The organism is Escherichia sp. WS2035, assembly GCF_046487065.1.
GTDB lineage: Bacteria > Pseudomonadota > Gammaproteobacteria > Enterobacterales > Enterobacteriaceae > Escherichia > Escherichia coli.
The window spans coordinates 955,476-977,106 of sequence record NZ_JBJQKD010000001.1; the positions used below are offsets into that span (position 1 = coordinate 955,476).

Here is a 21,631-nt window from a genome sequence, read left to right on the forward strand (position 1 = left end):
TCTTGCTTCTTAATAATGTTGTCACAAAAAGTGAGGGTGACTACATGGATAAACTACTTGAGCGATTTTTGAACTACGTGTCTCTTGATACCCAATCAAAGGCAGGGGTGAGACAGGTTCCCAGCACGGAAGGCCAATGGAAGTTATTGCATCTGCTGAAAGAGCAGCTCGAAGAGATGGGGCTTATCAATGTGACCTTAAGTGAGAAGGGCACTTTGATGGCGACGTTACCGGCTAACGTCCCTGGCGATATCCCGGCGATTGGCTTTATTTCTCATGTGGATACCTCACCGGATTGCAGCGGCAAAAATGTGAATCCGCAAATTGTTGAAAACTATCGCGGTGGCGATATTGCGCTGGGTATCGGCGATGAAGTTTTATCACCGGTTATGTTCCCGGTGCTGCATCAGCTACTGGGTCAGACGCTGATTACCACCGATGGTAAAACCTTGTTAGGTGCCGATGACAAAGCAGGTATTGCAGAAATCATGACCGCGCTGGCGGTATTGCAACAAAAAAACATTCCGCATGGTGATATTCGCGTCGCCTTTACCCCGGATGAAGAAGTGGGCAAAGGGGCGAAACATTTTGATGTTGACGCCTTCGATGCCCGCTGGGCTTACACCGTTGATGGTGGTGGCGTAGGTGAACTGGAGTTTGAAAACTTCAACGCCGCGTCGGTCAATATCAAAATTGTCGGTAACAATGTTCACCCGGGCACGGCGAAAGGAGTGATGGTAAATGCGCTGTCGCTGGCGGCACGTATTCATGCGGAAGTTCCGGCGGATGAAAGCCCGGAAATGACAGAAGGCTATGAAGGTTTCTATCACCTGGCGAGCATGAAAGGCACCGTTGAACGGGCCGATATGCACTACATCATCCGTGATTTCGACCGTAAACAGTTTGAAGCGCGTAAACGTAAAATGATGGAGATCGCCAAAAAAGTGGGCAAAGGGTTACATCCTGATTGCTACATTGAACTGGTGATTGAAGACAGTTACTACAATATGCGCGAGAAAGTGGTTGAGCATCCGCATATTCTCGATATCGCCCAGCAGGCGATGCGTGACTGCGATATTGAACCGGAACTGAAACCGATCCGCGGCGGTACCGACGGCGCGCAGTTGTCGTTTATGGGATTACCGTGCCCGAACCTGTTCACTGGCGGTTACAACTATCATGGTAAGCATGAGTTTGTGACTCTGGAAGGTATGGAAAAAGCGGTGCAGGTGATCGTCCGTATTGCCGAGTTGACGGCGCAACGGAAGTAAGCGAAAAGGGATGCGGCATGTGATGCCGCATCCGGCTTAAATCCAAACTTACCCTTCGAAGAACCAGTATCCGCTATTGACCAGCGCCGCGAGCATCGCGAGGAATGACGGATCTTCCAGCGCATCGCCAAAATTCTCCGCGGTCAGCGCAATGTTGCTGGCGAGCGCATCCAGTGCCGGACGGTGCGGGGAATCGATCTTCTCACCATTGGCATACACGTCGTCGCCAATGCGCAATACGCGCAGACCCCCCAGGCGCACCAGCACATCACCTTGTTTCAGCGCATCGTAGATTTCATCCGGCTGATAAGGCGGCTCTGGCGGCGCGATATCCAGTTCATGACGTGACTGGGATATAAACTCGCCAAACCATTGCTTAAAATGTTCTGGCTGGTTGATCAATTCGAGCATCATCTCACGCAGTTTATCCATCTCTTGCGGCAGAACGTCCGCAGGATGAGCGCGAGGTGGAACATCAGGATCGCTGTAGTAGTTGCCGCCCAGTTCACGTTGCAGCACATAATCGGCAAATCCGCTAATCAGTTCCCGCGTATTTGGCGCGCGAAAACCCACGGAATAGTTCATCGCATTTTCCAGCGCGTAGCCTTCATGCGGGAATCCTGGCGGAATATAAAGAATATCGCCAGGCTCCAGCTCTTCATCGATGATGGCTTCGAACGGATCGACCTGTAACAGATCCGGGTGAGGGCAGTGCTGTTTCATTTGCAGCTTTTCGCCCACTCGCCAGCGACGACGACCGGTACCCTGAATGATAAACACGTCGTACTGATCGAGATGCGGGCCGACGCCGCCGCCCGGTACAGAAAAAGAGATCATCAGATCATCAATACGCCAGTCCGGTAGTTCACGGAACGGTCGCATTAGCGCGGCGGTCGGCTCATGCCAGTGGTTCACTGCTTGCACTAACAATGACCAGTTAGTTTCACCGAGATGATCGTAGCTTTCGAATGGACCGTGGCTGACCTGCCATTTGCCATCCTGATGACTGACCAGTCGACTGTCGACTTCGCTTTCCATCGCCAAACCCGCCAACTCGTCTGGAGAGATCGGGTCAATAAAATTATTAAAGCCGCGTTTTAACACCACCGGACGTTTCTGCCAGTGACGTTCAAGAAAATCGGGCCAGTTAAGAGTGAGTTGGTATTCCATGTTAAGCATCCACAGGCTGGTATCTGCAACCGATTATAACGGATGCTTAACGTAATGCGTGAAGTATGGACATATTTATTCATCTTTCGGTGCAGAATGCTGGCGACCAAAAATCACCTCCATCCGCGCACCGCCCAGCATGCTCTCTCCGGCGACGATTTTACCCTCATATTGCTCGGTGATTTCGCGGGCTACCGCCAGCCCTACACCTTGCCCAGGGCGTAAAGTATCAACCCGTTGACCACGGTCGAAAATGACCTCTCGCTTGCTTAATGGAATACCGGGGCCATCATCCTCGACCACAATATAGAGATGCTCGTCTGTTTGCCTTGCAGATATTTCGACAAACTCGAGGCAATATTTACAGGCATTATCCAGCACGTTGCCCATCACCTCGACAAAATCGTTCTGCTCACCGACAAAGCTGATCTCTGGCGAAATATCGAGAGAGATATTGACCCCTTTGCGTTGATACACTTTGTTCAGCGCCGAGGTGAGATTGTCCAGCAGTGGGGCGACCGGATGCAGCTCGCGGCTAAGCAATGTCCCGCCGCGCATACTGGCACGATGCAGGTAGTAGCCAATTTGCTGTGAAATGCGGCTGATTTGCTCCAGCATTACCGGCTCAGCATCACTGACGCTCATCTTCTCACTACGCAGAGAACGCAGCGTACTTTGCAGCACCGCCAGTGGCGTTTTCAGACTATGGGTCAGGTCGGTGAGCGTCGTACGATATTTGTCGTAACGTTCGCGTTCACTTTTTAACAGTCGGTTCAGGTTTCGTACCAGACTAGTCAGTTCCCGCGTTGTGGCTGGATTGAGCAATTCGCGGTTATGTTCTTCCAGTTCGCGGACTTCTTTTGCCAGGGCTTCGATGGGGCGTAAACTCCACCAGGCGGCGACCCACAGCAGCGGGATCACTAACAGCAGATTGGCTGAGAGCACATAGATAAACCAGCTCCAGACCATATAGGAACTTTTTAGCTCCACCGGAATGGTATCCACCACCACAATGGTTAACTTTGGCATCCGCGATGTTGCCGGGTAGACGTTTACCGCCACCGAGTGGGTCATCTCCGCGTCGTCATCATCTTCCCGCACTTCCTGCAACTGTTGCTGTATCGAATGATCTCCACTCAGCAAGAGGCTGGTATCGTTAACATCCGCTTCAATTTCATGAAAACCGTTCGATTTTAGCCAGTCGGGCTGGATCATCTTCATCAGCCAGGGCACGTCACGTTGCGCCCATAAAAGCTGCCCGTTCTCATCATAAATTAGTGTCATCGTGGGGCTTTGCTTGTCGATATTTTCGGGTAACTCGACATGCAACTTATTGTTTTCCCACTTCGCAAGGGTATAGAACAGATTGCTCTCGCCACGTAACAGCCGAAACGTGGTTTTATCGAAACTGACGCTATAACCGATCAGCGCAACCATTCCGTAGGCAAGCGAAAGCACCAATACTACTGCTGCCGTTGCTAACAGAAAACGTACCCGCAGCGAGAGCGGGAAAAAAAGACGCAGTAATTTTTTCATCAGCGCAATTCGAACAGATAGCCCTGGCCGCGAACGGTGGTAATCACTTCTTGCGGATATTGTGCCTGAATTTTTTTGCGCAGACGTCCCATCAGTACATCAATGGTATGGCTTTCCCGCAGCTCCGCATCCGGGTAGAGTTGTAGCATTAACGAATCTTTGCTGACCACTTTGCCATTATTGCGTATCAACGTTTCCATAATGGTGTATTCGAACGCGGTCAGTTTGATCACTTCGTCATTAATAGATAATTCACGGCGGGAGAGATCAACCTGAAACGGTGGTAGCGAAATGACCTGTGAAGCCAGACCGCTATTACGCCGCATTAATGCCTGCATTCGCGCCATCACCTCTTCAATATGAAACGGTTTAGTCACGTAATCATCAGCACCGGCACTTAATACTTCGACTTTGTCCTGCCAGCTCTCACGGGCGGTTAATACCAGAATCGGCAGTGAAACATCATTGCTACGCCAGCGGCGAATCAGTGACAGACCATCCTCGTCAGGCAATCCGAGATCGACAATCGCAATATCCGGTAAATGTTCATTGAGATAATAATCGGCTTCTTTGGCATCTTCTGCGTCATCGACCTGATGACCAGCATCCTGTATCTGAACTTTAAGATGGTGACGTAACAACGCATTGTCTTCAACAACCAGTACGCGCATTTTTATTTCTCCCTGTCTTAATTATTAAAATAGTGTAACGCGATTATGTGGTTATGGGGGTAAACATTAAATAAACCAGCGGGAAGGGGAGGTAAAGTGAAAAAATAAAAAGCGGATAATCTTAATAAGCAGGCCGGACAGCATCGCCATCCGGCACTGATTTGAGGCTTATTTCAGCTCATCAACCATGGTGATGGCGCGACCAATATAGTTAGCCGGCGTCATCGCTTTCAGGCGGGCTTTCTCTTCTTCTGGCAGCGCGAGACCGTCGATAAATTGCTTCATGCCTTCGGCGTCAACGCGCTTACCGCGAGTCAGCTCTTTCAGCTTCTCGTACGGTTTTTCGATGCCATAGCGACGCATAACTGTCTGGATTGGCTCAGCCAGCACTTCCCAGTTGTGATCCAGCTCCTCCAGCAGATGGTCATGGTTCACTTCCAGTTTGCTCACGCCTTTCAGGGTGGATTGATACGCAATCAGCGCATAACCGATACCCACGCCGAGGTTACGCAGCACGGTGGAGTCGGTCAGGTCACGCTGCCAGCGGGAAACTGGCAGTTTGCTTGCCAGGTGCTGCAATACCGCGTTGGAAAGGCCCAGGTTCCCTTCGGAGTTTTCGAAGTCGATCGGGTTAACTTTATGCGGCATGGTGGAAGAACCAATCTCACCAGCAATGGTTTTCTGTTTGAAGTGGTTAAGGGCGATATAACCCCAGACGTCACGGTCAAAGTCGATCAGAATGGTGTTGAAGCGCGCAACGCAATCAAACAGTTCGGCAATGTAGTCGTGCGGTTCGATCTGGGTGGTGTACGGGTTCCACTGAATACCCAGCGAGGTGACGAACTCTTCGCTGAACTGATGCCAGTCAACTTCCGGGTAAGCGGCGATGTGGGCGTTGTAGTTACCGACAGCGCCGTTGATTTTGCCGAGGATCTCCACCTGGTTAAGCTGGCGGTACTGGCGCTCCATACGGTAGGCGACGTTAGCCATCTCTTTACCAATGGTTGACGGCGTGGCTGGCTGACCGTGGGTACGGGACAGCAGCGGGATATCGCGATACTGAACGGCGAGATCTTTAATGCCATCAATCAGTTGACGCCAGTACGGCAGGATCACTTCATCACGCGCGGTTTTCAGCATTAATGCGTGGGAGAGGTTATTGATATCTTCCGAAGTACAGGCAAAATGGATGAATTCAGAAACCGCGTGCAGTTCCGGGATATCCGCCACTTTTTCTTTCAGGAAATACTCAACCGCTTTAACGTCGTGGTTAGTGGTACGCTCGATGGTTTTGATGCGTGCTGCATCTTCTTCGCTGAAACTGGCGACAATTGCATCAAGGTAACCGATTGCGTCGGCAGCAAAAGCAGGAACTTCCTTGATCGCTGCGTGCGCGGCCAGTTTTTGCAGCCAACGTACTTCAACTTGTACACGGAATTTCAGCAAACCGTATTCGCTGAAAATCCCGCGCAGCGCGCTGACTTTATCGCCGTAGCGTCCATCGACAGGGGAAACGGCGGTCAGTGAGGATAATTCCATAGATCACAACTCCGGGGTTAAATGAGCAAGAATTTGTTTTGCCTGAGTGGTCAGGCGATTACGAGAAAACATCAGTTGCAGACGACCGCCGCCGACCTGGTGCCAGAGCACGGCGGCGCGAATGCCTGCCAGCAGGGTTGCGCGAACTTTCGCCTGCACCTGTGGGCTTTGCAGTACAGCAGGGGAACCCGTGACCTGAATGCGCGGGCCAAGCGGGCTGATAACATCAACATAGATGGCAGCCATCGCGCTCATCAGCGTTTCGGACTGTAAATCGAAGTGTTCGAGCTGGCGTTGCAGGCCGTTGATCCGGTTGCCCAGAGTGTCGAGCGCACCTTTCGCTGAGGAGAGTTTGCGCTCAAGCACCATCAGACTGAGTGTGTAGCGGGTTAATTCGGCGTTTAAGCCTTGGCGACTGCTGGCATTGAGTACGCCGAGCAAGGTTTCCAGCCCGACGCGCAGGTTGGCTTCGCTGCCGCCAAAAACCGCCAGCGTTGAGCTGGGGTTCATATCGATAATACTGTTGAGTGAGACGTGTAGCGCATCGCCATCACAATGCCCCTGGTGAGCGAGTTGTTGCACCAGGCGTGCCGACTGACAAATACCGGCCAGGGCGAGGGTGATGTCATAGTAATTCTTTGCCACGTTCACTGCTTCCTTGTTTTAAGTAAAGATAATAATCAGACCGGCAGCGGCAGACGCTGCTCAATAATACCGCCACCGAGGCACACTTCACCGTTATAGAAAACGGCAGACTGGCCCGGCGTCACGGCGGCAACCGGCTCATCGAAAATCACTTCAATGCGATCATCGTCCAGCGCCTTGACGGTGCACGGGATGTCGGTCTGGCGATAGCGGGTTTTTACTGTGCAACGCATAGTACCGGTGAACGGTTCGCGATCGACCCAGTGCAGCTGCTGGGCAATCAGACCGACAGACATCAGACGCGGGTGTTCATGGCCTTGCGCAACAATCAGAATGTTGTTTTCGACGTCTTTATCGACCACATACCACGGTTCTTCGGTGCCGTCTTTGGTGCCACCGATACCCAGACCTTTACGCTGACCGAGGGTGTGATACATCAGCCCCTGGTGCTCACCAATTTCATCGCCATCGACGGTAATGATTTTGCCCGGTTGCGCCGGGAGATAACGGCCCAGGAACTCGCGGAATTTACGTTCGCCAATGAAGCAAATGCCGGTAGAGTCTTTTTTCTTCGCGGTGACCAGACCAAGATCTTCAGCAATCTTACGCACCTGCGGTTTTTCCAGTTCGCCGACCGGGAACAGGCTTTGCGCAATCTGCTCATGGCTGAGCGTATAAAGGAAGTAGCTCTGGTCTTTATTGCTGTCCAGACCACGCAGCAGGCGGCTCTTGCCATCGACATCTGCCCGACGTACGTAATGACCGGTAGCGATATAATCGGCACCTAAATCTTCGGCGGCAAATTCGAGGAAAGCTTTAAATTTGATCTCTTTGTTGCACAGAATATCCGGATTCGGCGTGCGACCGGCTTTATATTCGGCAAGGAACAGTTCGAAGACGTTGTCCCAGTACTCGGCAGCAAAGTTAACGGTGTGCAGTTCAATGCCGAGCTTGTCGCAGACAGCCTGGGCATCAGCCAGATCCGCTGCCGCTGTGCAATATTCCTCACCGTCGTCTTCTTCCCAGTTCTTCATAAACAGGCCTTCGACCTGATATCCCTGTTGTTGTAACAGCCAGGCAGAAACGGAGGAATCGACACCGCCGGACATGCCGACGATTACTTTTTTTGCGGTTTCAGACATTGGATCACTCACGACATTGAACTTCAAGGCGGCGTATTCTATCACGCAGCCTTTTAGATGACACCCTTTGTAAAAGGCCAGTTAAAATCGCCAATCATCTCCAGCGGATAGCGTTGCCCGCTTTGATAACAACGAATACTTTCCGCCACCAGCGGCGAACGAAGATTTGACGCCTGTAAAATTTCTTCGGCGCTGACCCAACGGCAGCAGTCGATATCGCTGTCATGAGGCTGCGTCGGGCATATTTGCTCAAGCTCAATGGCAAAGAGGAAACGCAAAAACGGCGTTTTATCGGGCGCAATCCACTGATGCATACGAATAAAGTGTTGCGGCTGCGCGCTAATGCCGGTTTCTTCCCACAGCTCACGGGCGGCGGCTTCCACTAAGGTTTCATCGGCTTCCAGGTGCCCGGCAGGTTGGTTCCATAACGCTTTACCATTAATCGTCTCTTCAACGACTAAAAATTTGCCTTCTGCGTGCACCACGCAAGCAACGGTAACGTGCGGTTTAAACATTTTGCATCCTTAATCTGTCGCGTCTCGCCATTCGCCATTGGCAAGATTATCCAAAGAGTAATCCCCCATCGCATAGCGAATCAGTCGCAGCGTGGGGAAACCAACATGGGCGGTCATGCGGCGCACCTGGCGATTACGTCCTTCATATAAGGTGATCTTCAGCCAGCTGGTGGGAATACTTTTGCGCTCACGAATTGGTGGATTCCGCGGCCATAACCACGCGGGTTCTTCAACCAGCTCCGCGCCTGCGGGCAGGGTAGGGCCATCATTTAAGGTTACGCCATTGCGCAAGGCTTCAAGTGCGTCTTGTGTGGGAATACCTTCCACCTGCACATAATAGATTTTTCCGGTGCGTTTACCCGGCTGGGTTAAACGCGCCTGCAACGCGCCGTTATTGGTCAGCACCAGTAACCCTTCGCTGTCGCGGTCGAGACGACCTGCCGCATACACCCCCTGAACCGGGATGAATTCTTTTAATGTTTTGCGTCCGGCTTCATCGGTGAACTGCGGAAGAACATCGTAGGGTTTATTGAACAGGATCACACGCGTGGGCTGGTTGTCAGGTTTACGCCTGGTAGAACGTTGCGAGCTGAATCGCTTAACCTGGTGATTTCTAAAAGAAGTTTTTTGCATGGTATTTTCAGAGATTATGAATTGCCGCATTATAGCCTAATAACGCGCATCTTTCATGACGGCAAACAATAGGGTAGTATTGACAAGCTAATTACAAATCATTAACAAAAAATTGCTCTAAAGCATCCGTATCGCAGGACGCAAACGCATATGCAACGTGGTGGCAGACGAGCAAACCAGTAGCGCTCGAAGGAGAGGTGAATGGAAAGTAAAGTAGTTGTTCCGGCACAAGGCAAGAAGATCACCCTGCAAAACGGCAAACTCAACGTTCCTGAAAATCCGATTATCCCTTACATTGAAGGTGATGGAATCGGTGTAGATGTAACCCCAGCCATGCTGAAAGTGGTCGACGCTGCAGTCGAGAAAGCCTATAAAGGCGAGCGTAAAATCTCCTGGATGGAAATTTACACCGGTGAAAAATCCACACAGGTTTATGGTCAGGACGTCTGGTTGCCTGCTGAAACCCTTGATCTGATTCGTGAATATCGCGTTGCCATTAAAGGCCCGCTGACCACTCCGGTTGGTGGCGGTATTCGCTCTCTGAACGTTGCCCTGCGCCAGGAACTGGATCTCTACATCTGCCTGCGTCCGGTACGTTACTATCAGGGCACTCCAAGCCCGGTTAAACACCCTGAACTGACCGATATGGTTATCTTCCGTGAAAACTCGGAAGACATTTATGCGGGTATCGAATGGAAAGCAGACTCTGCCGACGCTGAGAAAGTGATTAAATTCCTGCGTGAAGAGATGGGCGTGAAGAAAATTCGCTTCCCGGAACATTGCGGTATCGGTATTAAGCCGTGTTCGGAAGAAGGCACCAAACGTCTGGTTCGTGCAGCGATCGAATACGCAATTGCTAACGATCGTGACTCTGTGACCCTGGTGCACAAAGGCAACATCATGAAGTTCACCGAAGGCGCGTTTAAAGACTGGGGCTACCAACTGGCGCGTGAAGAATTTGGCGGTGAACTGATCGACGGCGGCCCGTGGCTGAAAGTTAAAAACCCGAATACCGGCAAAGAGATCGTCATTAAAGACGTGATTGCTGATGCATTCCTGCAACAGATCCTGCTGCGTCCGGCTGAATATGATGTTATCGCCTGTATGAACCTGAACGGTGACTACATTTCTGACGCCCTGGCAGCGCAGGTTGGTGGTATCGGTATCGCCCCTGGCGCAAACATCGGTGACGAATGCGCCCTGTTTGAAGCCACCCACGGTACTGCGCCGAAATATGCCGGACAGGACAAAGTAAACCCAGGCTCTATTATTCTCTCCGCTGAGATGATGCTGCGCCATATGGGTTGGACTGAAGCGGCTGACCTGATTGTTAAAGGTATGGAAGGCGCAATCAATGCCAAGACCGTAACCTATGACTTCGAACGTCTGATGGAAGGCGCTAAACTGCTGAAATGTTCAGAGTTTGGTGACGCGATCATCAAGAATATGTAATCACTACATGTGTTAAATATTGAAACGGGCGTATAACACGCCCGTTGTTTTATGATGATGTAAAATCTTCCCCAAAACTTTCCCCAAAACCCTTCCCCAAAACTGGCTATTTTCTATGCTGTTTTGATATCTACGATAATCCAGTCTTTACCACGATCATCATTGTATCGGTCGGTCATTTTTCTGGATTTATGGCCTAACAACTTTTGCGTATCCAGACCCTGTTCCCGATATAACCGTTCTGACAGAGATCGCTGCTCATGAAATGTGGGCGCAGTTCCTTGCTCCCATTTTATGCCACATTTTTCCCGGGCCTTTTTAAAAGCCGTTGTCAGAGTATTTGCAGAAACCTGGTCTCCTCTGTTTGCTTGAGAGGTAGTGTGACGGTAATGGACCAGATATTTACTAACAACAGCATCCCTGCACTGAGATATAACTTCACGAAGGGTAATATTCAGAGCATCGCATTTCAGGTTAAGCGGAATAGCAAGTTTTGAACCGGTTTTTTCCTGAGTAATGTGCAACATGTCGTCCCATATATCAGAGAATTTCAAATTGCAGATATCGCCTAAACGTTGTCCAGTAACAAGAGCAAGTAGCATGCCGCATTTTAAATAGGGCTGCCGTCTGCTTACGCTGTCAAATATTGCCTGCCATTCGGGCAGTGACAATCTTTGGCGGTTTACTCGATTTCGCGGTTGTTTTGTTGCCTGCGCTGGGTTAAATCCTGGCGGAACATGTCCTGCGTGTTGTGCTTCTTTGAAGACGTCGATCAACACCATTCTCACGACTTGCGCCATCCTGTTATGACCTTCAGCCTTTACAGCATCAATTATTTCGGCAATATCAAGTGCGGTAATATCCTTGAGGTGTTGCATTCCACAATGCTCACGGAAAAGACGAATGGGTTTGCCTTTTTGCCGATAGGAGTTGGGTCTTAGTTCATTATGTTGCAGCCTGTCCTCTTGGATAGAAATATATTTATCAAGCCATTCTGTCACCGTAATGTCTGAGCGCCTGCCTTTCATTCTTTCCAGACGCTCATTGACGCTTAATATTTGTCTGGTACGTTGTTCAGCAATAATGGTATTTGCTTCAGTAGCAACTTGTTTTGCTTCATTCTCATCAGTTCCTAAGCTATGAAAACGACCGGATAGTGGATGTTTGTATTGCCAATATACCTTTCCGGTTCGCTTATCTAATTTGCAATATAAATTGGGTATAGAGATTTTGTGAGATCGGGGTCTAGCAGCCATCAGCGATTATCCTTTGGAGTTTTGGGTTTGCGTTTATTGGGAGTTGCGGTTCTGCAAGCGTTCCTACAAAACGGGAATTTCGGTCAATCATCCAGTAGCGACCAACTTTTATAGCGGGTGGGGCCATCATTTTCCCTTGCGCGTATTTTTTCAGAACTCGCTCACTTGGTGCTAAGTCCCCAAATTCTTCTTTAGCCCAGTCCTGTAAAGTGATTAGTCGAGACATTTGTCCTCCTCTTAGCTGCTGAGGGAGTTTGTGACCGATATATCTGACATGATATTAAGCTCATGGCAGGTACATCTCTTGACTGGTCATAGAGATAAATTTAATGCTGAGAAATGCAGTATTGAATTTATCAATTTTTCTATTTCCTGCGCATGTCACGTAACTTCTTAATGTGTTCTGCCGTTTCGATCTCTTCTGCTATCCGATCTGCATCAGCTTTATTCACAGGTTCAAAGTCATGATTAAAGCGGAACATGCTGGCGATACATGTTCTGCCTTTTCGGATGTAGTGAACTTTGTTGTGGGTAGAACGCAGGATTTTGCAGGGAGTGCCGTGGTGGTCGACGTACCAGGTGTTAGGGTCAATCACTCTGAACATTCTTGACCTTGTGTTGTGCGGATTGATATTCAGTGCTGATATTCACCTTTATAGCGAACACCTTTACCGGTTTATCGCCAAAGTGCGGATGTGTGATTGTCTTCACTTCATATCCGTCATACGGAACATCAATTCTGCGACTGGAATCGTCGCGCTTCGGATATCCCTTTGTGATAATCAGGCGGTCATATTCCCGGAACATAATTCGCTTATTCCAGTAGTCATTACACAAGCGATACTCTTCCGTTTTCTCTCCGCGAATCATGGCATCGAAGTATTCACTTTTAACAGCAAGTTGCAGGTTAGCCATCACTTAATCCCCCTTTGTTTGCGGATAAGCTCCAGATCTTGCTGGCAACTGGCGCAAGTCCGACAACCCTGAACGGCCAGGCGTCTTCGTTCATCTATCGGATCGCCACACTCACAACAATGAGTGGCAGATACAGCCAGGTAGTTCAGGCGGCGCATTTTTATTGCTGTGTTGCGCTGTAATTCTTCTATTTCTGATGCTGAATCAATGATGTCTGCCATCTTTCATTAATCCCTGAACTGTTGGTTAATACGCTTGAGGGTGAATGCGAACAATAAAAAAGGAGCCTGTAGCTCCCTGATAATTTTGCTTTTCATGTTCATCGTTCCTTAAAGACGCCGTTTAACATGCCGATTGCCAGGCTTAAATGAGTCGGTGTGAATCCCTTCAGCGTTACCGTTTCGCGGTGCTTCTTCAGTACGCTACGGCAAATGTCATTGACGTTTTTATCCGGAAACTGCTGTCTGACTTTTTTGATTTCAGAATTAGCCTGACGGGCAATGCTGCGAAGGGCGTTTTCTTGCTGAGGTGTCACTGAACAAGCCCCATGTCGGCAAGCATAAGCACACAGAATATGAAGCCCGCTGCCAGAAAAATGCATTCAGTGGTTGTCATACCTGGTCTCTCTCATCTGCTTCTGCTTTCGCCACCATCATTTCCAGCTTTTGTGAAAGGGATGTGGCTAACGTATGAAATTCTTCGTCTGTTTCTGCTGGTATTGGCACAAACCTGACTCCAATTTGAGCAAGGCTATGTGCCAAATCAATACTCGTTCTTAACTCAACAGGAGATGCTTTGTGCATACCGCCCCCCGTTTATTATTTATCTCCTCAGCCAGCCGCTGGGCTTTCAGCGGATTTCGGATAACAGAAAGACCGTGAAATACCCAGCCTCGCTTTGTAACGGAGTAGACGAAAGTGATCGCGCCTACCCGGATATTATCGTGAGGATGGGTCATCGCCATTGCTCTCCAAATACAAAACCAATTTCAGCCAGTGCTTCGTCCATTTTTTCGATGAACTCCGGCACCATCTCGTCAAAACTCGCCATGTACTTTTCATCCCGCTCAACCACGACATAATGCAGGCCTTCACGCTTCATTCGTGGGTCATAGTTGGCAAAGTACCAGGCATCTTTTCGTGTCACCCACATGCTGTACTGCACCTGGGCCATGTAAGCCGACTTTATGGCCTCGAAACCACCGAGCCGGAACTTCATGAAATCCCGGGAGGTAAACGGGCATTTCAGCTCAAGGCCATTGCCGTCACTGCATAAACCATCGGGAGAGCAGGCGGTGCGCATACTTTCGTCGCGATAGATGATCGGGGATTCAGTAACATTCACGCCGGAAGTGAATTCAAACAGGGTTCTGGCGTCGTTCTCGTACTGTTTTCCCCACGCCAGCGCCTTAGCATTAACTTCCGGAGCCACACCGGTGCAAACCTCAGCCAGCAGGGTGTGGAAGTAGGACATTTTCATGTCAGGCCACTTCTTTCCTGAGCGGGGCTTTGCTATCACGTTGTGAACTTCTGAAGCGGTGATGACGCCGAGCCGTAATTTGTGCCATGCATCATCCCCCTGTTCGACAGCTCTCACGTCGATCCCGGTACGCTGCAGGATAATGTCCGGTGTCATGCTGCCACCTTCTGCTCAGTGGCTTTCTGTTTCAGGAATCCAAGAGCTTTCACTGCTTCGGCCTGTGTCAGTTCTGACGATGCGCGAATGTCGCGGCGAAATATCTGGGAACAGAGCGGCAATAAGTCGTCATCCCATGTTTTGTCCAGGGCAATCAGCAGAGTGTTAATCTCCTGCATGGTTTCATCGTTAACCGGAGTGATGTCGCGTTCCGGCTGACGTTCCGCAGTGTATGCAGTATTTTCGACAATGCGCTCGGCTTCATCCTTGTCATAGATACCAGCAAATCCGAAGGCCAGACGGGCACACTGAATCATGGCTTTATGCCGTAACATCCGTTTGGGATGCGACTGCCACGGCCCCGTGATTTCTCTGCCTTCGCGAGTTTTGAATGGTTCGCGGCGGCATTCATCCATCCATTCGGTAACGCAGATCGGATGATTGCGGTCTTTGCGGTAAATCCGGCACGTACATGATTCATTGTCCTGCTCAAAGTCCATGCCATCAAACTGCTGGTTTTCATTGATGATGCGGGACCAGCCATCAACGCCCACCACCGGAACGATGCCGTTCTGCTTATCAGGGAAGGCGTAAATTTCTTTCGTCCACGGATTAAGGCCGTACTGGTTGGCGACGATCAGCAATGCGATGAACTGCGCATCGCTGGCATCACCTTTAAATGCCGTCTGACGAAGAGTGGTGATCAGTTCCTGTGGGTCGACAGAATCCATGCCGACACGTTCAGCCAGCTTCCCAGCCAGCGTTGCGAGTGCTGTACTCATCCGTTTTATACCTCTGAATCAATATCAACATGGTGGTGAGCAATGGTTTCAACCATGTACCGGATGTGTTCTGCCATGCGCTCCTGAAACTCAACATCGTCATCAAACGCACGGGTAATGGCTTTTTTGCTGGCCCCGCAGCGTTGCAAATGATCGATGCAGAGTGATTCAAACAGGTGCTGTGGAAGACCTTTTTCCATGTCGTCTGCCAGTTCTGCCTCTTTCTCTTCACGGGCGATCTGCTGGTAGTGACGCGCCCAGCTTTGAGCCTCAAGACGATCCTGAATGTAATAAGCGTTCATGGCTGAACTCCTGAAAATGGCTGTGAAAATATCGCCTGCGAAATGCCGGGCTGATTAGGTAAACAGGAAAGGGGATTAGTGATTCAGGCCGTTGCCGCGTCCGTCGAGAAAAACTTCCACGAGCAAATCACGGGTATAAGTGCGCTCGATGCCGCGATGCAGATAAAGCCGTCCGCGTAAATTAGCTGATGCAGTCCAGGTACCATCTTTGTGTTTGACCAGCATTCCTGGCATGACCGCACCGCGATTAACGGTCTGCGTTCCGTAATGTTGATGAACCATAAAAACTCCTGCCCGTAAGCTGGGCTGCTGAACATATAGAGACTTCTGCGCGTATTCAGGCGGTGGATGGCCGCCGGTTGTCATAACTAAGCCGCCTCGTTGAAGCGACTAAGGTATGAAATGTTGAGTTAATTTCAGCTGGTCACACCGACGTTCACGCGTCCGTTTCACCCCTCGCACTCCCCGAAGCCTGCTGAAATTCAAACTGCGGATCTAAGCGGTCATCGCAACGGTGAATCAGGTAGTTGCCGTATCGTTGTGTTGTTGCGATGAACTTATTTAAAACTATAGTTGTTTTATCGTCAACAACAAAAGTTGTTTTATTGGTTGTTTTAGATATAACTGGTTGTATTTAGGATGGATTTATTTTGTGACTTGAATCGCATAGCGATAACTGAAGCGAGGTTATGGTGGTTTTTTTAACGGTGTGTGTGATGAGGGGAGGGCAAAAGAAAACCCGGCACGGTGACCGGGATTCTTACGCCGTTAGGTAAAGATATTATTGCGGTGGCTTAATATTACTACCTAGAGCAAAGATAGGAATTAGTTCTTTACTGAATGAGCACAATGCCCAGTTGATAATTTTTAATTGGTACTACCCATGCTTCCTATATGTCTGCGGCATGCTCCCAATAACCTTACCGAAGATGAACACCCGGTTCATCTCGTCTTTCTCGATCGGGTCCCACGGTGAGTAGCTTTTGTTATCAGAGATGACCAGCAGCTTATCCTTCATCATTTGCAGGCGCTTTACATGGGCTGTGTCGTCGTACAGAAACGCATAGATACCATCACCGTCGAAAGATTTAACTGTGATATCAACGAACAGCAGATCACCTGGTTCGATCGTTCCTGACATGCTGTCACCACGCACGTTAATGATGCGGATATTTTCCGCCTTCCTACCATCGAACATGTGACGAGCATCGTCAAACGAGTACTCAACCGAGCGTAGAACTTCTACAAACTCACGGTTGATGACTCCCGGCCCAGCACTGACTTCTATATCAAGAACGTCAATCTTGAAGTATTTGGAATGGCTGACAGTTGATTGTATTGGTTGCACTGTACTGTCTGACATATTTCCAACGCCAGAAGATAACCATTCTGCGCGCACACCCAAAGCGTTCGCGATCTCCACGATTTTAGTTGTTTGATTAGCTTTCCCTGTTTCGATTTTCTGAATAGCAGCCTGGCTAACCCCGACCAAATCCCCAAGCGCCTTTTGTGTAAGGCCTCGCGCTAATCTGGCTTCTTTAAGTCTTTCTGAGAGTGTTGTTTTCATAGTCCAAATGTACAACCAAGGTTTTATTCCATCAAACGAAAATGGTTGTTGACTAAAAACAACCATAGTTTTAATCTTGATTCAAATTAACCACGGAGGTTGTTATGAACCCAGCTATCAAAACAGCGATCAATATCGTTGGTTCACAAAAGAAACTGGGCGCTGCTTGCGAAGTTTCACAGCAGGCCGTCTATAAGTGGCTTCACAACAAAGCAAAGGTATCCCCTGAACATGTCGGCAGCATTGTTACGGCTACTGGTGGAGTAGTGAAGGCATACCAGATTCGCCCGGATCTTCCGAAGTTGTTTCCACACACCGAAAAGAACGCAGCTTAAATTTCCATTTCACGCTCTTTAACAATAAGCAATCAACTTAACAGTCAATTCAAACTAAAGGAGTCAATTATGCAACCACTTACATACCAACAGACTAGCGGATTTAGCCCGACTGCGGTGATAAATCGTTCTCAAACAAAACAGGTGCCAGGCCACGAAAAAATCCGTGATGCCGTCCGCGCCTGGTCGGCTGTAGATAATCAGGATGTCGTTGCCACACTCATTGTGAATGAGTATCTGGAGCAGGGCGGCGGCACCATCGATTTCCCTGATGATGTCAGCCGTGCACGCCAGAAGCTGTTCCGCTTCCTCGATAACAAATTCGATTCTGAAAAATACCGAAATAACGTGCGTGAACTGACCCCGGCAATTCTGGCGGTACTACCGCTGGAATATCGCGGTTACCTGGTTGAGCAGGATAGCTTCATGGCTAGGTTGGCTGAAATGGAAAAGGAACTCAGTGAGGCAAAACAGGCTGTCATTCTCAACGCACCACGCCACCAGAAACTGAAGGAAATTAGTGAAGGTATTGTGTCGATGTTTCGTGTGGACCCAGATCTGGCTGGTCCATTGATGGCGATGGTTACTACCATGCTGGGGGCGATATGACAGGTTCAGAAATGGCGAAAGCCGGTCTGCTGGAACAGAACCGACTTTCAGGTGCAAATCGTAACACACTCATTGCGGGAGGAATTATGGCAAACACTGCTGAGATATTCAATTTTCCAGTGCCGGATGCGGCACAAAAGGAGCCGCGCGTGGCAGATCTCGATGATGGTTATACGCGCATTGCAAATGAGTTGCTGGAAGCTGTGATGCTGGCCGGATTAACACAGCACCAGCTTCTGGTCTTTCTGGCTGTCATGCGCAAAACATATGGCTTTAATAAAAAACTGGATTGGGTTAGCAACGAGCAACTTTCCGAATTAACCGGGATATTGCCGCACAAGTGTTCTGCTGCAAAAAGTGTTCTGGTAAAGCGTGGGATTTTTATTCAGAGCGGGCGGAATACCGGCATTAATAATGTGGTCAGTGAATGGTCAACATTACCCGAATCAGGTAAGAAAAATAAAGTTTACCTGAAAGAGGTAAATTTACCTGAATCAGGTAAAAAAAGTTTACCCAAATCAGGTAAAGGCGTTTACCCGAATCAGGTAAACACAAAAGACAAACTAACAAAAGACAATATAAAACCTTTTTCGTCCGAGAATTCTGGCGAATCCTCTGACCAACCAGAAAACGATCTTCCTGTGGTGAAACCGGATGCTGCAATTCAGAGCGGCAGCAAGTGGGGGACAGCAGAAGACCTGACCGCCGCAGAGTGGATGTTTGACATGGTGAAGACCATCGCGCCATCAGCCAGAAAACCGAATTTTGCAGGGTGGGCTAACGATATCCGCCTGATGCGTGAACGTGACGGACGTAACCACCGCGACATGTGCGTGCTGTTCCGCTGGGCATGCCAGGACAACTTCTGGTCCGGTAACGTGCTAAGTCCGGCCAAACTCCGCGACAAGTGGACCCAACTCGAAATCAACCGTAACAAGCAACAGGCAGGCGTGACAGCTAGCAAACCAAAACTCGACCTGACAAACACAGACTGGATTTACGGGGTGGATCTATGAAAAACATCGCCGCACAGATGATTAACTTTGACCGTGAGCAGATGCGTCGGATCGCCAACAACATGCCGGAACAGTACGACGAAAAGCCGCAGGTACAGCAGGTAGCGCAGATAATCAACGGTGTATTCAGCCAGTTACTGGCAACTTTCCCGGCGAGCCTGGCTAATCGTGACCAGAACGAACTGAACGAAATCCGCCGCCAGTGGGTTCTGGCTTTCCGGGAAAACGGGATCACCACGATGGAGCAGGTGAGCGACGGAATGCGTGTTGCCCGTCGGCAGAATAGACCATTTCTGCCATCACCCGGGCAGTTTGTTGCATGGTGCCGGGAAGAAGCATCCGTTACCGCCGGGCTGCCAAACGTCAGCGAGCTGGTTGATATGGTTTACGAGTATTGCCGGAAGCGTGGTCTGTATCCGGATGCAGAGTCTTATCCGTGGAAATCAAACGCGCACTACTGGCTGGTTACCAACCTGTATCAGAACATGCGGGCCAATGCGTTGACTGACGCGGAATTACGGCGCAAGGCTGCCGATGAACTGGCCTGTATGACCGCGCGAATTAACCGTGGTGAGGCTATACCTGAACCAGTAAAACAACTTCCTGTCATGGGCGGTAGGCCTCTAAATCGTGCACAGGCTCTGGCGAAGATCGCAGAAATCAAAGCTAAGTTCGGGCTGAAAGGAGCGATGAAATAGAGCTAAAGTATTAGCTTAAAAATAAAGTATACCTAGCGAATATAATCTAGGACTAGTTGTAACGCCCGAAATGATTGATTGCGTGAGCAACAAAATTTTTCTTCCATTGTTGTGAAATCATTTAGCCATAAAGTTTATGCAGAGATTTTATTTTATTTTTGAGTTGATTTTTTTGTAACGAGCTGTATATTTCGCGCCTCTTGTCATACCAGTTATTTTTTTCATTATATTCATAACGTTGATTGAACTATGACCACTGTGAATAAAAAGTTAAAAAAAACTGCATCTGGCGCGATTACATGGTCGGTAATTGTTACCCAGATATTATCTCCAGTTTCTCTTTCTTTGATCCCAGCAAACAGTTTTGCATCATCTGGTAATAAAGATGTTACGCAAATTTATGCCAGCGATGAGCATGCAAATAAAGTGGCCTCATTTGCAGCAAGTGCAGGTCAGAGCCTGGCGAATAATAATGCAAGTAGTTTTGCTGTAAATACTTTATCAACTCAGGCGACAAAAGAGGTCGTCGACTGGTTGCAACAATATGGCAATGCGCGCATCAAGCTTAATGTCGATGATTCTTTTTCCTTGAAGGATTCATCATTCGACTTTTTATATCCATGGCTGGATACTCAGGATTATGTGTTATTCAGTCAGACATCACTACATCGTACTGATGACCGAAATCAGACCAATATTGGTTTGGGGATTCGTCATTTCACTCCTGATAACGCAATGTTGGGTGCGAATGTTTTCTATGATTACGATTTAAGTCGTAGTCACTCTCGTGCAGGTTTTGGGGTTGAGTACTGGAGGGATTATTTCAGGCTTGGTGTAAATACCTATTTTGGTCTATCTGACTGGAAGAACAGTCGTGATATTGATGATTATCTGGAAAGACCTGCAAATGGCTGGGATTTTTCTGCTGAAGGATGGCTACCTGCTTATCCGCAATTAGGGGCATCTATTCAGTTTGAAAAATATTATGGTAAAAATGTCGGGTTATTTGGAAGCGATAACCTGCAGGAAAACCCTTACGCAGTTACTGGGGGAATTTCTTATACACCAGTTCCTCTGATTAAGTTTTCTGCACAGCATAAGCAAGGACAGAGCAACACTCACGATACAACCTTTGGTGTTGAGTTTAATTATCGCCCGGGCGTTTCCTTGGCTGAACAGCTTAGCAGCGATAATGTTGCAGTTATGCGAGAAGTCCAGAACCGGCGTTATGATTTTGTTGAACGAAATAACAACATTGTTCTGGAGTACAAGAAGAAGCATGCACTGAAAATCAGTTTGCCAGAGTCTGTTCAGGGGGAGGGGGAATCAATCATCCCTGTAACACTGACAATCAACAATGCTAGTGGTGGTATCAAGTCTGTACAGTGGAATGATAGTGCATTCACTGCGGCTGGCGGCAAGATCAGTGGAAATGGCACATCATGGCAGATCACTTTACCGGCTTATAAAAGCGAAGGTGTAAATTCGTGGAATGTTGGAGCCACAGTACAGGATAACAGAGGCAACGTTTCCAACTATGCCGTGATGAATATTAGCGTTACTGATAGTGGTGTCTCGACGGCTGATTCGTCTTTTACACTGGATGGAGATTCGTCGCCGACAATCTCTGCTGATAGCCAATCCACTTATCCGATAGTATTAAGCCTGAAAGATAGTAACGGTAAGGCATTAACCGGACTGGCTGATGACATTGAAATGTCAGTGGAATTTACAGCAGATAGCAATAGTGCTCGACAGCGTGAAACGGTAACTGCTCCGTCATTAGGCGCGGTAGAGGAAATCTCTGCTGGGGTATATCGCTCTGTTCTGACTGCTGGTTCGCAGGCTGGTACGGTACGTGTAACTGCAAAAGTTCAGGGAAAAACCTTTACTCTGAATATTAAGCAGGCAGCCATTACTGATAGTGATGTATCGACAGCTG

At 48.9% G+C, this 21,631-nt stretch carries 28 protein-coding genes; 7 read left to right on the top strand and 21 right to left on the bottom strand.

Features of this window, described 5'->3' with window-relative positions:
• Positions 1 to 44 precede the first annotated feature (44 nt).
• Complete coding sequence (gene pepT, locus ACJHX4_RS04670) at positions 45 to 1,271, top strand: peptidase T (RefSeq protein ID WP_000359446.1); 1,227 nt, start codon at positions 45 to 47, stop codon at positions 1,269 to 1,271.
• Between the two features lie 48 nt (positions 1,272 to 1,319).
• On the opposite strand, the gene roxA is transcribed toward pepT, so the two are convergent.
• The 8 genes from roxA to rluE all read right to left on the bottom strand — a co-directional run bounded on the left by roxA (position 1,320) and on the right by rluE (position 9,152).
• Positions 1,320 to 2,441, bottom strand: a complete 1,122-nt coding sequence (roxA, locus tag ACJHX4_RS04675; protein ID WP_001295435.1) for a [50S ribosomal protein L16]-arginine 3-hydroxylase — start codon at positions 2,439 to 2,441, stop codon at positions 1,320 to 1,322.
• Positions 2,442 to 2,516: 75 nt separating this feature from the next.
• Entirely contained in the window at positions 2,517 to 3,977 is a 1,461-nt protein-coding gene (phoQ, locus tag ACJHX4_RS04680) for a two-component system sensor histidine kinase PhoQ (protein WP_000735412.1), read from the bottom strand.
• On the bottom strand, positions 3,977 to 4,648 hold the full coding sequence (phoP, locus tag ACJHX4_RS04685) for a two-component system response regulator PhoP (protein ID WP_001265481.1): 672 nt from the start codon (positions 4,646 to 4,648) through the stop codon (positions 3,977 to 3,979). Before phoP ends, phoQ begins: the two co-directional genes overlap by 1 nt.
• 168 nt (positions 4,649 to 4,816) lie before the next feature.
• The gene (gene purB, locus ACJHX4_RS04690; protein ID WP_000423736.1) at positions 4,817 to 6,187 is read right to left on the bottom strand and encodes an adenylosuccinate lyase; all 1,371 of its coding nucleotides are present in this window, start codon (positions 6,185 to 6,187) and stop codon (positions 4,817 to 4,819) included.
• 3 nt (positions 6,188 to 6,190) lie between these two features.
• Entirely contained in the window at positions 6,191 to 6,832 is a 642-nt protein-coding gene (hflD, locus tag ACJHX4_RS04695) for a high frequency lysogenization protein HflD (RefSeq protein ID WP_001295971.1), read from the bottom strand.
• 35 nt (positions 6,833 to 6,867) lie between these two features.
• Positions 6,868 to 7,974: a tRNA 2-thiouridine(34) synthase MnmA gene (gene mnmA / locus ACJHX4_RS04700; protein ID WP_001295972.1), complete on the bottom strand. Its 1,107-nt coding sequence runs from the start codon at positions 7,972 to 7,974 to the stop codon at positions 6,868 to 6,870.
• A 53-nt stretch (positions 7,975 to 8,027) separates the two neighbouring features.
• Positions 8,028 to 8,489: a phosphatase NudJ gene (gene nudJ, locus ACJHX4_RS04705; RefSeq protein WP_000476093.1), complete on the bottom strand. Its 462-nt coding sequence runs from the start codon at positions 8,487 to 8,489 to the stop codon at positions 8,028 to 8,030.
• 9 nt (positions 8,490 to 8,498) lie between these two features.
• The gene (gene rluE, locus ACJHX4_RS04710; protein ID WP_001248677.1) at positions 8,499 to 9,152 is read right to left on the bottom strand and encodes a 23S rRNA pseudouridine(2457) synthase RluE; all 654 of its coding nucleotides are present in this window, start codon (positions 9,150 to 9,152) and stop codon (positions 8,499 to 8,501) included.
• Between the two features lie 171 nt (positions 9,153 to 9,323).
• On the opposite strand from rluE, the gene icd reads away from it, so the two are divergent.
• Positions 9,324 to 10,574: an NADP-dependent isocitrate dehydrogenase gene (icd, locus tag ACJHX4_RS04715; RefSeq protein WP_000444487.1), complete on the top strand. Its 1,251-nt coding sequence runs from the start codon at positions 9,324 to 9,326 to the stop codon at positions 10,572 to 10,574.
• Positions 10,575 to 10,687: 113 nt separating this feature from the next.
• On the opposite strand, the gene ACJHX4_RS04720 is transcribed toward icd, so the two are convergent.
• From ACJHX4_RS04720 to ACJHX4_RS04780, 13 genes are all read right to left on the bottom strand, one after another.
• Positions 10,688 to 11,830 (bottom strand): site-specific integrase, encoded by a 1,143-nt coding sequence (locus ACJHX4_RS04720; protein ID WP_000741335.1) that lies wholly within the window; start codon positions 11,828 to 11,830, stop codon positions 10,688 to 10,690.
• A complete protein-coding gene (locus tag ACJHX4_RS04725; RefSeq protein WP_000088653.1) occupies positions 11,820 to 12,056 on the bottom strand; it encodes an excisionase in 237 nt (78 codons plus the stop codon). Before ACJHX4_RS04725 ends, ACJHX4_RS04720 begins: the two co-directional genes overlap by 11 nt.
• Positions 12,057 to 12,195: 139 nt before the next feature.
• The gene (locus ACJHX4_RS04730; protein WP_000490213.1) at positions 12,196 to 12,435 is read right to left on the bottom strand and encodes a DUF4222 domain-containing protein; all 240 of its coding nucleotides are present in this window, start codon (positions 12,433 to 12,435) and stop codon (positions 12,196 to 12,198) included.
• Complete coding sequence (locus tag ACJHX4_RS04735; RefSeq protein WP_000002139.1) at positions 12,419 to 12,745, bottom strand: ASCH domain-containing protein; 327 nt, start codon at positions 12,743 to 12,745, stop codon at positions 12,419 to 12,421. Before ACJHX4_RS04735 ends, ACJHX4_RS04730 begins: the two co-directional genes overlap by 17 nt.
• A complete protein-coding gene (locus ACJHX4_RS04740) occupies positions 12,745 to 12,966 on the bottom strand; it encodes a TraR/DksA family transcriptional regulator (protein WP_000763374.1) in 222 nt (73 codons plus the stop codon). The genes ACJHX4_RS04735 and ACJHX4_RS04740 overlap by 1 nt, the downstream gene beginning before the upstream one ends.
• Positions 12,967 to 13,064: 98 nt before the next feature.
• Positions 13,065 to 13,280, bottom strand: coding sequence for a hypothetical protein (locus ACJHX4_RS04745; protein WP_000188879.1), 216 nt, complete (start codon positions 13,278 to 13,280; stop codon positions 13,065 to 13,067).
• A gap of 76 nt (positions 13,281 to 13,356) precedes the next feature.
• A complete protein-coding gene (locus ACJHX4_RS04750; RefSeq protein WP_000548516.1) occupies positions 13,357 to 13,548 on the bottom strand; it encodes a DUF1382 family protein in 192 nt (63 codons plus the stop codon).
• Entirely contained in the window at positions 13,521 to 13,703 is a 183-nt protein-coding gene (locus ACJHX4_RS04755) for a DUF1317 domain-containing protein (RefSeq protein WP_000149537.1), read from the bottom strand. Before ACJHX4_RS04755 ends, ACJHX4_RS04750 begins: the two co-directional genes overlap by 28 nt.
• Positions 13,700 to 14,380, bottom strand: coding sequence for a lambda exonuclease family protein (locus ACJHX4_RS04760; RefSeq protein ID WP_000186848.1), 681 nt, complete (start codon positions 14,378 to 14,380; stop codon positions 13,700 to 13,702). Before ACJHX4_RS04760 ends, ACJHX4_RS04755 begins: the two co-directional genes overlap by 4 nt.
• On the bottom strand, positions 14,377 to 15,162 hold the full coding sequence (bet, locus tag ACJHX4_RS04765; RefSeq protein ID WP_000100847.1) for a phage recombination protein Bet: 786 nt from the start codon (positions 15,160 to 15,162) through the stop codon (positions 14,377 to 14,379). The genes ACJHX4_RS04760 and bet overlap by 4 nt, the downstream gene beginning before the upstream one ends.
• 5 nt (positions 15,163 to 15,167) lie before the next feature.
• On the bottom strand, positions 15,168 to 15,464 hold the full coding sequence (locus ACJHX4_RS04770) for a host-nuclease inhibitor Gam family protein (protein WP_000995418.1): 297 nt from the start codon (positions 15,462 to 15,464) through the stop codon (positions 15,168 to 15,170).
• 75 nt (positions 15,465 to 15,539) lie between these two features.
• Positions 15,540 to 15,746 (bottom strand): phage encoded cell division inhibitor protein, encoded by a 207-nt coding sequence (locus tag ACJHX4_RS04775; RefSeq protein ID WP_000233576.1) that lies wholly within the window; start codon positions 15,744 to 15,746, stop codon positions 15,540 to 15,542.
• Between the two features lie 595 nt (positions 15,747 to 16,341).
• Positions 16,342 to 17,031, bottom strand: coding sequence for a helix-turn-helix transcriptional regulator (locus ACJHX4_RS04780; protein ID WP_000858975.1), 690 nt, complete (start codon positions 17,029 to 17,031; stop codon positions 16,342 to 16,344).
• Positions 17,032 to 17,135: 104 nt separating this feature from the next.
• On the opposite strand from ACJHX4_RS04780, the gene ACJHX4_RS04785 reads away from it, so the two are divergent.
• The 5 genes from ACJHX4_RS04785 to ACJHX4_RS04805 all read left to right on the top strand — a co-directional run.
• The gene (locus tag ACJHX4_RS04785) at positions 17,136 to 17,366 is read left to right on the top strand and encodes a transcriptional regulator (protein ID WP_001067458.1); all 231 of its coding nucleotides are present in this window, start codon (positions 17,136 to 17,138) and stop codon (positions 17,364 to 17,366) included.
• A gap of 69 nt (positions 17,367 to 17,435) precedes the next feature.
• Positions 17,436 to 17,975, top strand: a complete 540-nt coding sequence (locus ACJHX4_RS04790) for a toxin YdaT domain-containing protein (protein ID WP_001182900.1) — start codon at positions 17,436 to 17,438, stop codon at positions 17,973 to 17,975.
• Positions 17,972 to 18,991, top strand: coding sequence for a replication protein (locus ACJHX4_RS04795; protein WP_000147894.1), 1,020 nt, complete (start codon positions 17,972 to 17,974; stop codon positions 18,989 to 18,991). Before ACJHX4_RS04790 ends, ACJHX4_RS04795 begins: the two co-directional genes overlap by 4 nt.
• Positions 18,988 to 19,689, top strand: a complete 702-nt coding sequence (locus ACJHX4_RS04800) for a replication protein P (RefSeq protein WP_000788794.1) — start codon at positions 18,988 to 18,990, stop codon at positions 19,687 to 19,689. Before ACJHX4_RS04795 ends, ACJHX4_RS04800 begins: the two co-directional genes overlap by 4 nt.
• 249 nt (positions 19,690 to 19,938) lie before the next feature.
• A partial coding sequence (locus tag ACJHX4_RS04805) for an inverse autotransporter beta domain-containing protein (RefSeq protein WP_192892674.1) occupies positions 19,939 to 21,631 on the top strand: 1,693 nt, incomplete at its 3' end.